This is a genomic window from Pseudomonas sp. AP42 (genome assembly GCF_001728935.1).
Lineage (GTDB): Bacteria > Pseudomonadota > Gammaproteobacteria > Pseudomonadales > Pseudomonadaceae > Aquipseudomonas > Aquipseudomonas lactis.
Genome location: NZ_LYSO01000145.1, coordinates 1 through 13,879 on the forward strand (window position 1 = coordinate 1; position 13,879 = coordinate 13,879).

A 13,879-nucleotide genomic window follows, 5' to 3' on the forward strand; every position below is an offset into this window, starting at 1 on the left:
TGTCAGGGCGGAACCCTAAGTAGCCGTTACCGCAGGAATGGATATGTACACCATCCAACTGCGTTGACTGTCAGGCCGTCTTCGCAGGCAAGCCAGCTCCCACATTTGGATCCTGGGGCGTCAGGGAGATAGGCGCCGGCCGTCAGTCCGCCACGGGAGCAAGCTCCCTCGCCACCAGTCCAGCGTCACACCAAAGTTGTGTAGATACCTATGCCGCGATGAGGCCCTCCCAGCCACTGCATATCTCCCTGTAAACCCCGCATAAACCCACTCTTTACGCCATCTTTACGCCCCACCCAGCCCCTCGCTCTCGTTCCTTTACACCGCTCCTGCGGACAATGCCCCCACACGCGGCAATCGCCGCACGAAGGGGAGACTTCCATGAGCGTTCTGGACGGGGTGTCACTGCTATTGGCCGTGGCGCTGTTCATTTATCTGCTGGTTGCGCTGTTACGCGCGGATCGGAACTAGGAGCGGGCTATGCACAGTTATGACTATTGGCTGATCATCGCCTTCTTCGCCGTGGTACTGGTACCGGCACCGTTTCTGGGGCGGTTCTACTACAAGGTGATGGAAGGCCAGCGCACCTGGCTCACGCCCGTATTGGGGCCTGTTGAAAAGGCCTGTTACCGCCTCTCGGGCGTGGATGCGCAGCAAGAGCAGAGCTGGCAGAAATACATGCTGGCCTTGCTCGCGTTCAACCTGGCGGGCTTCTTGTTGTTGTTCTCGATCCTGTTATTCCAGGGCTCCCTGCCACTGAACCCGCAGAAATTGCCCGGCCAGGAATGGACCCTGGCGTTCAACACTGCCGTCAGTTTCATGACCAATACCAACTGGCAGAACTACAGCGGCGAGGCGTCCTTGAGTTACCTGAGCCAGATGGCCGGCCTCACGGTGCAGAACTTCGTCAGTGCGGCGACCGGTCTCGCCGTCCTGGTCGCCTTGTGCCGTGGGATCGGGCGCAAATCTGCCCAGACCCTGGGCAACTTCTGGGTCGACATGACCCGCGCCACCCTCTACGGCCTGCTGCCGTTGTGCCTGGTGCTCGCGCTGTTTCTGGTATGGCAGGGCGTGCCGCAAACCTTCGCCCACTATGTGGATGCCGTCACGCTGCAGGGCGTGGACCAAGTGATTCCCCTGGGGCCGGCTGCCAGCCAGATTGCGATCAAGCAATTGGGCACCAACGGCGGTGGCTTCTTCGGCGTGAACTCGGCGCATCCGTTCGAAGACCCGACCGCCTGGGCCAACCTGTTTGAAGTGGCCTCGATCATTCTGATCCCGGTGGCGTTGGTGTTTACCTTCGGCCACTACGTCAAGGACCTGCGCCAGAGCCGGGCGATCCTCGCGTGCATGCTGGCGCTGTTCCTGATCGGCGGCGCGACGTCGCTGTGGTCCGAGTACCAGCCCAATCCCACCCTGAACAACCCGGCGGTGGAGCAAACCGCACCACTGGAAGGCAAGGAAACACGCTTCGGCACCACCGGCACCGTGCTGTGGTCGGTGACCACCACCGCGGCCTCCAACGGTTCGGTCAACGGCATGCAGGACAGCCTCAGCCCCCTGAGCGGGATGGTGGCATTGGTGAACATGATGGTCGGCGAAGTGATCTTCGGCGGTGTCGGTGCCGGCATGTACGGCATGTTGCTCAACGTGTTGATCGCAGTGTTCCTCGCCGGCCTGATGATCGGCCGCACGCCGGAATACTTGGGCAAGAAACTCCAGGCCAAGGAAGTGCAATTGCTGGTGGTGACCCTGCTGGTGATGCCGGTCGGCGTGCTGGTGTTGGGTGCCATTGCCGCCAGCTTGCCCGGCCCGGCGGGTGCTATCAGTAACCCTGGCCCACACGGCTTCAGTCAGTTGCTCTACGCCTACACCTCGGCCAGTGCCAACAACGGTTCGGCGTTTGCCGGCCTCGGCGCCAACACCCCGTTCCATAATCTGATGCTTGGCCTGGGCATGTTGATCGGCCGTTTCGGCTACATCCTCCCGGTCCTGGCCCTGGCCGGCAGCCTGGCGATGAAGAAGACCGCACCGATTGGCCAGAACAGCTTCCCCACCCATGGCGCGCTGTTCGTCACCCTGTTGACCGTGACCATTTTGCTGGTGGGCGGCCTGACTTTCCTGCCGACGCTGGCGTTGGGCCCCATCGCTGAACACCTGAGCATGGGCTTCTAGTTAAGGGATATGAAAATGAATATGCCTGCAAAAAACGCGGCCCCGGTCAAAACCCAGGAGCCTGCCAAAACCGCTATCTCGGCCTTGTGGCGCCCAGCGCTGGTCCAGGCCTTCGTCAAGCTGGACCCACGCCAACTGCAACGCTCGCCGGTGATGCTGGTAGTCGAACTGACCGCCATCCTCACCACCGTGCTGTGCTTTGTGCCCGATACCACCGTTCCAACGTTTGTCGCCGTGCAAATCGCCGTGTGGCTGTGGTTCACCGTGCTGTTTGCCAACTTCGCCGAAGCCTTGGCCGAGGGGCGTGGCAAGGCCCGTGCCGATAGCCTCAAGGCCGGCAGCGAAGGCTTGAGCGCGCGTCGCCAGGAAGCCGATGGCAGCTTCAAGGTGGTGCCGGCCACCAGCCTGCGCAAGGGCGATGTGGTACGTGTTGCCGCCGGGGAAATGATCCCCGGTGACGGCGAGGTCGTCGAAGGGATTGCGGCGGTCAACGAAGCGGCGATTACCGGCGAATCCGCCCCGGTGATCCGCGAGTCCGGCGGCGACCGTTCGGCCGTCACCGGCAACACGCTGCTGGTGTCGGACTGGCTGCTCATCCGCATCACCGCCAACCCGGGCGAGTCCACCCTGGACCGCATGATCGCGCTGGTGGAAGGCGCCAAACGCCAGAAAACCCCCAACGAAGTCGCGCTGGATATCCTGCTGATCGGCCTGACCCTGATCTTCCTGCTGGTGGTCGTGACCCTGCAGCCGTTCGCCCACTTCGCCAATGGCAGCTTGCCTTTGGTGTTCCTGGTCGCGCTGCTGGTGACGCTGATTCCTACCACCATTGGCGGCTTGTTGTCGGCCATTGGCATTGCCGGCATGGACCGCCTGGTGCGTCTCAACGTGATCGCCAAGTCTGGCCGCGCCGTGGAAGCGGCGGGGGATGTGCATGTGCTGTTGCTGGACAAGACAGGCACCATCACCTTCGGCAACCGTCGTTGCTCGGCTGTGGTCGCGGCGCCTGGCGTCAGCGGCCGCGAATTGGCCGAAGGCGCGCTGCTGGCGTCCCTGGCCGATGACACGGCGGAAGGCAAGTCCATCGTTGAATACCTGCGCGCCTTGCACCCCCATGCCGAGCCGAGCCTGGAGGCGTTGACCGCTGTCCCTTTCAGCGCCGAGACCCGTTTGTCCGGTGTCGACTACCAGGGCCGTGTGTTCCGTAAAGGCGCGGTGGACTCGCTGCTGGCGTTTATCGGCCAGCAACGCAGCGACCTGCTGCCTGCGCTGTCGCGGGAAATCGACAAGATCGCCCAAAGCGGCGGCACGCCCTTGCTGGTGTGCGCCGATGGCAAGTTGCTGGGGGCAATTCATCTCAAGGACGTGGTCAAGCCCGGTATTCGCGAGCGTTTTGCCGAGTTGCGCAAGCTGGGGATTCGCACCGTGATGGTCACCGGCGACAACCCGCTGACCGCCGCCGCGATTGCCGCTGAAGCGGGGGTGGACGACGTGCTGGCCGAAGCCACGCCAGAGAAGAAACTCGCGCGTATTCGCCATGAGCAGAACGATGGTCGCCTGGTCGCCATGTGTGGCGACGGCGCCAACGACGCCCCGGCGCTGGCCCAGGCTGACGTTGGTATGGCGATGAACGACGGCACCCAGGCCGCGCGCGAAGCCGCCAACATGGTCGACCTCGACAGCGATCCGACCAAGCTGCTGGACGTGGTGCAGATCGGCAAGGAACTGCTGGTGACCCGTGGCGCGCTGACGACCTTCTCCATCGCCAATGACGTGGCCAAGTACTTCGCGATCCTGCCGGCGCTGTTCGCCTCGATCTACCCGCAACTGGGCGTGCTCAACATCATGCACTTGCAGAGCCCGCAGAGCGCGATCCTCTCGGCCATCGTGTTCAACGCGCTGATTATCGTGGTGCTGATTCCGCTGGCCCTGCGCGGCGTGCGCGTACAGGCGGCGAGTGCGTCGGCATTGCTGCGGCGCAATCTGCTGATCTACGGGCTGGGCGGGCTGTTGGTGCCGTTCGTGGGCATCAAGGCCATCGACATGCTGCTGACCGCGCTGCACCTGGTTTGACCTGGCCGATTTATTGAGGATTTGACTATGACAAACATCATCCGCCCAGCCCTGAGCCTGCTGGTACTCATGACCCTGATCACCGGCGTGGCCTACCCGCTGGTAGTCACCGGCGTGGCGCAAGTCGCCTTTCCCGACCAAGCCAACGGCAGCCTGGTACGCGACGCCAGCGGCAAGGTGCGCGGCTCCAGTCTGATCGCCCAGGACTTTACCGGCGATAGCTGGTTTCACCCACGCCCTTCAGCCGGTGCATTTGCCACCGTGTCCAGCAGTGCCAGTAACCTGGGCCCCAGCAATCCGGCCTTGGCGACCCGCATAATCGAGGATGCCGGCAAACAGTCAGTGCCTGGCCAGGGCCCGGTGCCACTGGCCTCGCTGACCACCTCCGGCAGTGGCCTTGATCCACACTTGCCACCGCAGGCGATTGCCTATCAACTGGCGCGAGTAGCGGCGGCGCGAAATGTGCCAGTGTCGACCTTGCAGCGGTTGCTGGATGAGCACATCCAAAGCCCGTTGGTAGGGCCGCCCGTAGTAAACGTCCTGGCCCTGAACATGGCTTTGGAAACGTTGTAAGCCTTGCGACCGCCATCGCGGGCAAGCCCGGCTCCCACATTTGGAATGCATTCCATTGTGGGAGCCGGGCTTGCCCGCGATGACGGCCTTGAAGACCCTCTATAAATACCTGAAGGAACCCCCGAGCATGAGCGACGCCGGCCGCGCCGATGCCCTGTTAGCCGATCTACCCCGGGACGGCCGTGGCCGGCTTAAAGTCTTCCTCGGCGCCGCGCCCGGTGTGGGCAAGACCTACGCCATGCTCCAGGCCGCCCATACCCAACTGCGCCAGGGCGTGCGCCTGATCGCCGGGGTGGTCGAAACCCACGGCCGCGCCGAAACCGAAGCCTTGCTCAGCGGCCTGCCGCAACAACCGTTGTTGCGCAGCGAATACCGTGGCGTGATGCTCGAAGAAATGGACCTCGACGGCCTGCTCGCCGCCAAGCCAAAGCTGGTGCTGGTGGACGAGCTGGCCCACAGCAATGCCCCCGGCAGCCGGCATGAAAAACGCTGGCAAGACATCCAGGAACTGCTCGCCGCCGGCATCAACGTGTTCACCACGGTCAACGTCCAGCACCTGGAAAGCCTCAACGACCAAGTGCGCGGCATCACCGGCGTGCACGTGCGCGAAACCCTGCCGGACTGGGTGCTGCAAGAGGCCGACGAACTGCTGCTGATCGACCTGCCGTCTCGCGAGCTGCTCGAGCGCCTGCGTGACGGCAAGGTGTATGTGCCCGAGCAGGCGCGTGCGGCCATCGATGCGTTTTTCACCCAGACCAACCTCATGGCCCTGCGCGAGCTGGCCATGCAAACCGCCGCCGCCCATGTCGATGACGACCTGGCCCAGGGCTACCGCCAACTCGGCCAGGCCGCGCCGGCGGTGCGCGGGCGCTTGCTGGTCGGGGTGGATGGCGATGCCCAAGCTGAACGCCTGGTGCGTCATGCCAGCCGCGTGGCCCAGCGTCGGCATTTACCCTGGAGCCTGGTGCACATCGACAACGGCCGTGCGCGGGATGAGCAATCGCGCCTGCGCCTGCAAAACGCCCAGCAACTGGCAGAGCGGTTGGGCGGCGAAGTGGTGTTGCTGCGCGCGGGGGAAGTGGCCAAGACCCTGATCCAGCATGCCGCCGAACGCCGCGCCAGCCTGGTGCTGGTGGGGCAGTCGCGGATGCGCTGGCGGCGGCGCCTGTTCGGTGGCGGCTTGGCCGCACGCCTGTTACGCAATGCCCGCGGCTTGGAAATCAACGTCCTCGACAGCGATGACATGCCTGCACCGCCACGGCTGCCCGATGTGCGCGGTTTGGTGTGGTTCGATTACGCCTTGGCGGTGGTGGCGACCCTCGCCGCTGCCGCAGTGGCCTGGGCCGTATCAAGTGCCCTGGCGCTGCCGAACATCTCGTTGGTGTTTCTCGCCGCCGTGCTGTTGGTGGCGGTGCGCAGTAGCCTGGGGCCGTCCCTGGTGTGTGCGGCGCTGTCGTTTCTGACTTACGATTTTCTGTTTATCCCGCCGAATTTTTCCTTCGCCATCCAGCGCGAAGAAGACGTGCTGACCCTGTTGTTCTTTCTGTTGATGGCGGCGTTGACCGGCAACCTCGCCGCACGCCAGCGTCGCCAGTTGCAGGCGTTGCGCGATACCCAGGAAGAAACCAGCGAGCTGCTCGACCTGTCGCGCAAGCTCACCGCCGCCACCGACCGCCAAGCCGTCATCAGCGCCGCCGCCCACCATCTGCAAGGTTGGAACGACCTCGACTTGTGCCTGGTCAATCGCGACGGCCAGGGCGGCTGGAAGGTCGAGACCGGTGGCCCGTTGACCCTCACCGAAGCCGAACGCGCCGCCGCCGATTGGGCCTGGCAGCATGATCAGCCGGCCGGCATGGGCACCGGCACCTTGCCGTTGGGGCGTTGGTGGTGGTGGCCGTTGTCGGGTGAAGAGGGGCCCTTGGGGTTACTGGGTGTCAGTGCCAAGCCTGGCCTGGAATTGAGCGGGCAACGTCGGCGCTTGCTCACCGCGTTGAGCCAACCGCTGGCCCAGGCGCTGGCGCGGGCACAACTGGGGCAGGAGTTGGAATCGGCGCGCCTGCACGGCGAAACCGAACAACTGCGCAGCGCTTTGCTTGCCTCGGTGTCCCACGATTTGCGCACGCCGTTGACGTCCATGCGTGGCAGCATCGACAGCCTGCTGGCCCTCGGTGAAGCCATCCCGCTGGAGGATCGCCGCGAACTGCTCGAAGGCACTCGCGATGAAGCCGAGCGCCTCGACCGCTATATCCAGAACCTGCTGGACATGACACGCCTGGGCCACGGTGCGCTGAAACTGGCGCGCGATTGGGTGTCGCCCGGCGACATCGTCGGCAGTGCCCTTGGGAGATTGCGCGCCGTGCTGGCGCCGTTGCAAGTGAGCACCGATGTGCCGCCGGAACTGCCTTTGTTGTATGTGCATGCGGCGTTGATCGAGCAGGCCTTGGTCAACGTGCTGGAAAACGCCGCACGGTTTTCGCCGCCCCAGGGCCGCTTGCAGTTGCGCGCGGGCGTGCAGGATGAGCAATTGTTTTTTGCCGTGGCGGATGAAGGGCCAGGGATTCCCGAGGAGGAGCGTGCGAAGATCTTCGACATGTTCTACACCGCCGCCCGCGGTGATCGAGGCGGGCAGGGCACCGGCCTCGGGTTGGCGATCTGCCAGGGCATGGTCGGCGCGCACGGTGGGCATATCAGCGTGGCCGATGGCATTGACGGGCGGGGTACCTGCATCACCTTGTTTCTTCCATTGCCGACACAACCTGCCTTGGAATAACCCTGTAGGAGCGAGCTTGCTCGCGAAGGTCGTTAACGATAATGATGGCGCCCTGAATGCACGCGGTGCCTAGAAGTTTTTCGCGAGCAAGCTCGCTCCTACAGGGGGGATTTTTTAATGGGTTTTGATGAGACACCATGAGCCAGACCGCGACGATTCTTGTCATTGATGACGAACCCCAGATCCGCAAATTCCTGCGCATCAGCCTGGCTTCCCAAGGCTATAAGGTGATCGAAGCCGGCACCGGCAACGAAGGCCTGGCCCAAGCGGCCTTGAGCAAACCGGATTTACTGGTGCTCGACCTGGGCCTGCCCGACATGGACGGCCAACAGGTGCTGCGCGAGTTTCGCGAATGGTCCACGGTGCCGGTGCTGGTGCTGTCGGTGCGGGCCAGCGAAGGTCAGAAGGTCGAGGCCCTCGACGGTGGCGCCAATGACTACGTGACCAAACCGTTCGGCATCCAGGAGTTTCTTGCCCGCGTGCGTGCGCTGTTGCGCCAGGCACCAGCGGGCGAGGCCCAGGAAGCCGCCTTGAGTTTTGGCCCGTTGACCGTAGACCTGGCCTATCGTCGCGTACTGCTGGACGGTGCCGAGGTGGCGCTGACCCGCAAGGAATACGCAGTGCTGGCGCAACTGGCCCGGCACCCGGGGCGGGTGATTACCCAGCAGCAATTGCTCAAGGACATCTGGGGCCCAACCCATACCGAGGACAGCCACTACCTGCGTATCGTGGTGGGGCACCTGCGCCAGAAGCTGGCAGATGACCCGACCCAGCCGCGGTTTATCGTGACTGAGGCGGGGGTGGGGTATCGGTTGCTAGGTGCTTGAATCTGTGGTGCCTGCGCTGGCGCCATCGCAGGCAAGCCAGCTCCCACAGTTGAAATGCATTTCCCTGTGGGAGCCGGGCTTGCCCGCGATGAGGCCATCCGCAACACCCACACGCTCAACTCTGTTCGCTTTCATACCGATCCAACGTATCACTGGCAATCTCCCGCCCCAACGCGATCAACTCCGGCGCTTTATAGAACTCGAAAAACCGGCACACCCGCTTCGGCACGTTGATCAGCACATCCGGCGGGTACCCAGCGATCTTGTATTGCGCCAAGGAGGTTTGCATCACCTCGAAACTCTGGTTGATCAGGTCCAGCAGCGATGCAGGCCCGACGTTGTCGATGATGAACGAGCCGGTCGCCGACTTCGGTGCGCCGGCTTTCTCCGGCGCCGCGGCAGGTTGTTGGGCTTCGGGTTCGGCAGACTCCAGCCACGGGTTGATCTCGGCGGCCTGGGCCTGCAAGGCTTCTTGTTCCAGTTTCATCAACTGCTCGGCCTGCTTGCGGCGAAACGGCAGGTGGGAGCCCAGGGACTTGGCCAGGCTGTTGAAGCGGCTCTTGAACGCGGGCGGGCGCTGGATCACCGGCAATTGGTAGTGCTTCTGGTTGGTGGCATTGAGGTTGACCGCAATGATCAAGTCACAATGGCTCGACACCACCGGCACGATGGGCAGCGGGTTGAGCAGGCCGCCGTCCACCAGCATGCGGTTGCCCTGCATCACCGGTGTGAACAGGCTAGGGATCGCCGCCGAGGCGCGCATGGCCTGGTGCAGGCAGCCTTCCTGGAACCAGATCTCCTGTTGGTTGGTGAGGTCGGTGGCGACGGCGGTGTAGGGGATGCGCAACTCCTCGATATTGATGTCGCCGACAATCTTGCGGATTTGCCCGAACACCTTTTCACCACGAATCGCCCCCAGGCGAAAGCTCACATCCACCAGGCGCAGTACGTCGAGGTAGTCCAGGCTTTCGATCCAGTTGCGGTACTCGTCGAGCTTGCCGGCGGCGTAGATCCCACCCACCACGGCGCCCATGGAACAGCCGGCGATACAGGCGATGTCATAGCCGCGTCGTTCGATTTCTTCGATCACCCCGATATGGGCGTAGCCCCTGGCCCCACCGGAGCCCAGCACTAAGGCAACACGTTTCTTCATGGCCAGATCCTTCGCAAAACAGGGGCCCACAATGCACCCATCAAGGGGCCTGCTTCAATCCTTGCTGACAGCGCGCAATATTTTTCCAGGCTGGCGATCAGGCTCGGGTATGCTCTGGCAATAGGTACTACTGATTTCAGGCTAAGGACAAGGCACTTTTCCCTGTAGGCAACGTCTACAGGCTACGACTGAATTTGTATATTTGAGGTGTCATCAATGAAAGCCTGGATCTGTGTGCCTGTGATCGTGTTGGCCTTGGCTGGCTGTGCTGGGAAAACCGCGTATCGCGACAGCTGCGGCTCGCAATTGGACGCCGCCTGGAAAGAACTGGACCTGGCCAAGGCCGAAGGTTTTGCCGGCACTGTCAGCTACTCCAAGGCTTTGTCGCTGTTGACTGGCGCCAAGACTCAGCAGCAGTTCGAAGCGTTCGAGGGCTGCTCCAACAAGGCCGAAAAGGCGCGGTTCTACATTCGTGAGTCTCGCGCCGGGCGATGACCCAGCGGCGGGTAGGATTTTTCATCGGAAAGTGAGGGCAGGATGTCAGCGTTGGTCAATCAGTTAGTCGCTCAGGTCATTGGCCTGGAAGTAGGGTTACTGAGCTGCCAGGCTCGCCTCGCCGCCGTCACTGACGATGAAGCCCTGCATGATTTGCGCACCACGGTACGCCGCCTGCGCAGCCTGTTGCGGCCTTTGCGCGGGCTGCCCGGTGTCGAACAGCTTGAATTGGCCGCCAGCACGGTTGGCCAACTGACTACGCCGCTACGCGACCGAGAGGTGCTGGCGGCGTATTTGCATCAGCACGGTTATCACGACGCGGCTGATCGGCGCCTGCGTCTGCAGCCCGAGGCTTATCGCCAGGTGGCGCAAAGCCCGGAGCTGGCGCACTTGCTGCTGATCCTGGATGCATTCCCACGGTTTATCCGCGCGTCCCAGCACCAGAAACTGCTCAAGGGCTTGCGCCCGCGCATCCAGAAACGCCTGGCCAAGCAATGGCAGAGACTCGATGAGGCCCTGAAGGATCCCGATCATGATCGCCACCGGCTGCGGTTGCTGATCAAGCGTGTGCGCTATGCCGCCGAGGCGTATCCGGAGCTGGACAAATTACCCGCCAACGCCCTGTCCCACTTGAAAAAAGCCCAGAGCGCCCTGGGTGATTGGCATGACTGTTGGCAGTGGCTGGCCCAGGCCGGTCACGAGCCGGACCTGCAACCCTGCGTAGCGGTATGGCAGCGCACCATGCTCAAGGCGCAAGGCAAGGCCGACCGCGTGCTGGATAAACTTAGCGCCGAGTGTTTTTAAACCGGTCCGGTTTTTGGCCGGAATGGGCGCTGTGCCTGCCGAATTCGATGGTTAAGATTCCTCCACGATTTACTTGATGTGAGGTCGCCATGCGCTTTAGTGATTTGCTCGATGCTGCCCGTAGCAATCCTCTGGATGTCACCATTCCTGCCGAATGGGCCCAGGGCCGGGCCACCTTTGGCGGCCTGGTCGCTGCCTTGCAATACGAGGCGCTGCGTGCCCAGGTGCCGGCGGATCGACCGCTGCGCTCCCTGGCAGTCACCTTTGTCGGCCCGGTAACGCCGGATGTGCCCGCCAGTTACCAGGTCGAAGTGCTGCGCGAAGGCAAGGCGGTCAGCCAGTTGCTGGGGCGCGTGGTGCAGAACGGTGAAGTGGCGACCCTGGTCCAGGCCAGTTTTGGCGCCTCTCGCCCCTCCGAGATTGATGTGGCGAGTGAGCCGCCACCGGTATTCAAACACTGGGATGAGTGCCAGGAGCTGCCCTATATCAAGGGTGTTACCCCCGAATTCATGCGCCATCTGGCAATGCGCTGGAGTGTGGGTGGCCTGCCGTTTACCGGCAATAAATCCCGCGAGATGGGCGGTTGGGTACGGTTGCGCGGAGATGTAAAAGAAGAACCACTGACCGAGGCGCATATCCTCGCCCTGGTCGACGCCTGGCCACCTGCATTGCTGCCCCACCTGAAAAAGCCCGCGCCGGGCAGCACCCTGACCTGGACCATCGAGTTCATCCAGCCACTGCAAGACCTGACCACCCTCGACTGGTGCCAGTACCACGTCAACATCGAACACGCCCGCGACGGCTACGGCCACGCTGCCGCTGCCTTGTGGAGCCCGACCGGCGAGTTGATCGCCCTTAGCCGTCAGACTGTGGTGGTGTTCGCCTGAACCTGCCGGTCAGTGGTGGTGCCGCTGCCGCCAGGCGCGCCACCAGCCACCGCTGAGCACAAAGCGCGGGAAAGTCACGAACTGTTCGACCACCAGGCGCTGCACCGCATCTTTACGATCGCTGAACGGCTCACTGGCCTGGGCCTCCAGGCTATGGCCATGACGCTGCAACGCCAGGCCCGCGACAATGCCAATCACGCCGACCGCGAAGCTGGCCAGGCTCAGGCTGAACACGCCCGACACGATCAGCAGAAAACCGACGATAAACAGCGGCACGGCAATCAGGTGCAACGCCAGGTTGGTTGGGTGCTGATGGTTCTGTGGGTACTGACGCCATTGCCAGGCGGGGAGATTGGGGTGACGTTTGCCCATGGTGGTGAATCCTCTGTCCGTTTAAACAACTTGAACAGAGTCTAGGTTGAGGTGGGCGGGGTGGCGAATTGGGGCTGGCTATGGGGGTCATAGTAATTACGCGATTTTTATTCTATCTAGAAAAAATAATCGTCTGGACCATTAATGTATACATTCGGATCGCAAAGTGAAATGAATTTAGCCTTGAATTCAATTAGAGAGTTTTCATTCTTTGCTTGGAAATGAAAAAGATCATTTTGCTTGGTGATATCAACAAGAAACACCTCTCTAATGGGGATGTTGTGTATTTTTAATTCGCGAATGCCATGACAATCGATGCCCATTCTGCAGGTGTTATAGCCTTTCCCTTCCCATTTTTTTGGCAAAGTATCTGGGAATTCGGGTATGTCGAATCCTAACCCCACATAAGGTCGATCATTTTCTATTTGCAAAGAAAAAAGAGCAATTTTGCCGATTTCTACAGGCGTGCTAAAAATTTTTTCAAAAAAAATATTATGATCAAGTTCGTTCCAGTATTTCATCGACTTCTCCTAAAGTTGTAATGGTCCTTGCCGCCGTCTACGGTTCCGTTTCGAGGCTTGTCTATTGGTCGCAAATTGAAATGCGCTTTTTGGTCACCTATGCCGTCTGGTCTGCCGAATTTATGCCCGGCAGAATGGTCCTGAATTAGAACCTTAGAGCCATCTGCTCTCGTGAATTGATAAACCCTTGAGTTTATGGTTCTACCGCTTTCATCCAATATATTGTCATCATTCAAATCAGTCATTTTTTCTATTTTGTACTGTGTCGTTCTTCCTGAGCTAGGGTGTGTCATCACATCGGGGTTTTGAGTCATAGGTACATTGGCATCCCTTTTTGCTTGCCTGAACGCCCCTTTACGAGAGACATCGGGTATATCCGGTTCTGCAGGCAAAGAGCAGAGCGGTTTTTTCTTTCCTGAGCCAGGACAATTTGCGCTCAACCCTAGAGGATCAACCCACCCGGTAGGGTTGGGCACATACCGGTACCCATTGATCCCCCCCGCCAACTTCACCGGGTCCGGTGTCAGGTAGCGACCAATATCCGGATTGTAGTAGCGATGGCGGTTGTAATGCAGCCCGCTTTCCGCATCGAAATACTGACCTTGAAAGCGCAGCGGGTTGTCGATTTTGCCCGCGTCGAGCCGGGCGATCTGGCCGTAGGCGCGGTAGTGGGCGGACCAGACGATTTCGCCCTCGGGGCTGGTGAGTTCCTGCGGGGTGCCGAGGTGGTCGAGTTGGTAGTGGTAGGGCGTTGTGGTGTGTGGGCCGAAGCCTTGCAGAAGGGCCAGTGGGCGGAAGCTGTCGGGTTCGTAGAGATAGCTGCGATGGCGCTCTGCTTGGTGCTCGGCAATCAGCTTGTCGCCTTGCCAGAAAAACTCGGTGGTCTTGCCGTCTACGGTCTTGCTGATGCGGCGCCCAAATGGGTCGTAGCGATAGCGGGCGGTTTGGCCGTTGGGTTGGGTGACGCTGATGAGCCGATGCTGGCAGTCGTAGCGGTATTCGGTGATGAGTTGCTGGGCTTTGCCGCGCCGCTCACGAATCAAGTTGCCGAAGGCGTCGTAGTCGTAGTGGCGGTCGCCTTGGATCATCAGGCGGTTGGCCGCGACGATGTCCGGGCCGGGGCGGTCTTGCATCAGCAGGTTGCCGGCGGGGTTGTGGCCGAAGCGTTCCTGTACGTCTTGGGAGTGGTCGGCGCGGGTCAGGCGGGCGAGGGGGTCATAGTGGTAGCG

At 61.5% G+C, this 13,879-nt stretch carries 13 protein-coding genes; 9 read left to right on the top strand and 4 right to left on the bottom strand.

Annotation, left to right across the window (positions count from 1 at the left end):
• Positions 1-381: 381 nt before the first annotated feature.
• The 6 genes from kdpF (at position 382) to A7K61_RS28205 (ending at position 8,418) form a co-directional block, all read left to right on the top strand.
• Positions 382-471, top strand: coding sequence for a K(+)-transporting ATPase subunit F (gene kdpF / locus A7K61_RS28180; RefSeq protein WP_003218754.1), 90 nt, complete (start codon positions 382-384; stop codon positions 469-471).
• A gap of 9 nt (positions 472-480) precedes the next feature.
• Positions 481-2,175 carry a potassium-transporting ATPase subunit KdpA gene (gene kdpA, locus A7K61_RS28185; protein ID WP_069558828.1) on the top strand — a complete coding sequence of 565 codons (1,695 nt, stop codon included), beginning with the start codon at positions 481-483 and terminating at the stop codon, positions 2,173-2,175.
• A 15-nt stretch (positions 2,176-2,190) separates the two neighbouring features.
• Complete coding sequence (kdpB, locus tag A7K61_RS28190; RefSeq protein ID WP_171905504.1) at positions 2,191-4,248, top strand: potassium-transporting ATPase subunit KdpB; 2,058 nt, start codon at positions 2,191-2,193, stop codon at positions 4,246-4,248.
• A gap of 27 nt (positions 4,249-4,275) precedes the next feature.
• On the top strand, positions 4,276-4,821 hold the full coding sequence (gene kdpC / locus A7K61_RS28195) for a potassium-transporting ATPase subunit KdpC (protein ID WP_044274217.1): 546 nt from the start codon (positions 4,276-4,278) through the stop codon (positions 4,819-4,821).
• Between the two features lie 127 nt (positions 4,822-4,948).
• Positions 4,949-7,591 (top strand): sensor histidine kinase KdpD, encoded by a 2,643-nt coding sequence (locus tag A7K61_RS28200; RefSeq protein WP_047710379.1) that lies wholly within the window; start codon positions 4,949-4,951, stop codon positions 7,589-7,591.
• 137 nt (positions 7,592-7,728) lie between these two features.
• Positions 7,729-8,418: a response regulator gene (locus A7K61_RS28205; protein ID WP_032892766.1), complete on the top strand. Its 690-nt coding sequence runs from the start codon at positions 7,729-7,731 to the stop codon at positions 8,416-8,418.
• A gap of 115 nt (positions 8,419-8,533) precedes the next feature.
• Here the strand turns inward: A7K61_RS28205 and A7K61_RS28210 are convergent, their stop codons facing one another.
• A complete protein-coding gene (locus tag A7K61_RS28210) occupies positions 8,534-9,571 on the bottom strand; it encodes a patatin-like phospholipase family protein (protein WP_003189836.1) in 1,038 nt (345 codons plus the stop codon).
• A gap of 216 nt (positions 9,572-9,787) precedes the next feature.
• Here A7K61_RS28210 and A7K61_RS28215 point away from each other — a divergent pair, with 216 nt between their 5' ends.
• The 3 genes from A7K61_RS28215 to A7K61_RS28225 all read left to right on the top strand — a co-directional run bounded on the left by A7K61_RS28215 (position 9,788) and on the right by A7K61_RS28225 (position 11,757).
• The gene (locus A7K61_RS28215; RefSeq protein ID WP_003189839.1) at positions 9,788-10,066 is read left to right on the top strand and encodes a hypothetical protein; all 279 of its coding nucleotides are present in this window, start codon (positions 9,788-9,790) and stop codon (positions 10,064-10,066) included.
• A 42-nt stretch (positions 10,067-10,108) separates the two neighbouring features.
• Positions 10,109-10,870: a CHAD domain-containing protein gene (locus tag A7K61_RS28220; RefSeq protein ID WP_032892765.1), complete on the top strand. Its 762-nt coding sequence runs from the start codon at positions 10,109-10,111 to the stop codon at positions 10,868-10,870.
• A gap of 89 nt (positions 10,871-10,959) precedes the next feature.
• Entirely contained in the window at positions 10,960-11,757 is a 798-nt protein-coding gene (locus A7K61_RS28225; RefSeq protein ID WP_044274222.1) for an acyl-CoA thioesterase II, read from the top strand.
• Positions 11,758-11,766: 9 nt separating this feature from the next.
• On the opposite strand, the gene A7K61_RS28230 is transcribed toward A7K61_RS28225, so the two are convergent.
• The 3 genes from A7K61_RS28230 to A7K61_RS31880 form a co-directional block, all read right to left on the bottom strand.
• The gene (locus tag A7K61_RS28230) at positions 11,767-12,129 is read right to left on the bottom strand and encodes an Mpo1-like protein (protein WP_003189844.1); all 363 of its coding nucleotides are present in this window, start codon (positions 12,127-12,129) and stop codon (positions 11,767-11,769) included.
• Positions 12,130-12,245: 116 nt separating this feature from the next.
• Entirely contained in the window at positions 12,246-12,650 is a 405-nt protein-coding gene (locus tag A7K61_RS28235) for an Imm50 family immunity protein (protein ID WP_069558830.1), read from the bottom strand.
• The coding region (locus A7K61_RS31880) for an RHS repeat-associated core domain-containing protein (protein ID WP_171905505.1) at positions 12,647-13,879 on the bottom strand (1,233 nt) is incomplete at its 5' end. The genes A7K61_RS31880 and A7K61_RS28235, both read right to left, overlap by 4 nt.

Excerpts from the sequence above, each read along its gene's own strand:
- kdpF (WP_003218754.1), top strand. The coding sequence starts at position 382 with ATGAGCGTTCTGGACGGGGTGTCACTGCTATTGGCCGTGGCGCTGTTC.
- kdpA (WP_069558828.1), top strand. The coding sequence starts at position 481 with ATGCACAGTTATGACTATTGGCTGATCATCGCCTTCTTCGCCGTGGTA.
- kdpB (WP_171905504.1), top strand. The coding sequence starts at position 2,191 with ATGAATATGCCTGCAAAAAACGCGGCCCCGGTCAAAACCCAGGAGCCT.
- kdpC (WP_044274217.1), top strand. The coding sequence starts at position 4,276 with ATGACAAACATCATCCGCCCAGCCCTGAGCCTGCTGGTACTCATGACC.
- A7K61_RS28200 (WP_047710379.1), top strand. The coding sequence starts at position 4,949 with ATGAGCGACGCCGGCCGCGCCGATGCCCTGTTAGCCGATCTACCCCGG.
- A7K61_RS28205 (WP_032892766.1), top strand. The coding sequence starts at position 7,729 with ATGAGCCAGACCGCGACGATTCTTGTCATTGATGACGAACCCCAGATC.
- A7K61_RS28210 (WP_003189836.1), bottom strand. The coding sequence starts at position 9,571 with ATGAAGAAACGTGTTGCCTTAGTGCTGGGCTCCGGTGGGGCCAGGGGC.
- A7K61_RS28215 (WP_003189839.1), top strand. The coding sequence starts at position 9,788 with ATGAAAGCCTGGATCTGTGTGCCTGTGATCGTGTTGGCCTTGGCTGGC.
- A7K61_RS28220 (WP_032892765.1), top strand. The coding sequence starts at position 10,109 with ATGTCAGCGTTGGTCAATCAGTTAGTCGCTCAGGTCATTGGCCTGGAA.
- A7K61_RS28225 (WP_044274222.1), top strand. The coding sequence starts at position 10,960 with ATGCGCTTTAGTGATTTGCTCGATGCTGCCCGTAGCAATCCTCTGGAT.
- A7K61_RS28230 (WP_003189844.1), bottom strand. The coding sequence starts at position 12,129 with ATGGGCAAACGTCACCCCAATCTCCCCGCCTGGCAATGGCGTCAGTAC.
- A7K61_RS28235 (WP_069558830.1), bottom strand. The coding sequence starts at position 12,650 with ATGAAATACTGGAACGAACTTGATCATAATATTTTTTTTGAAAAAATT.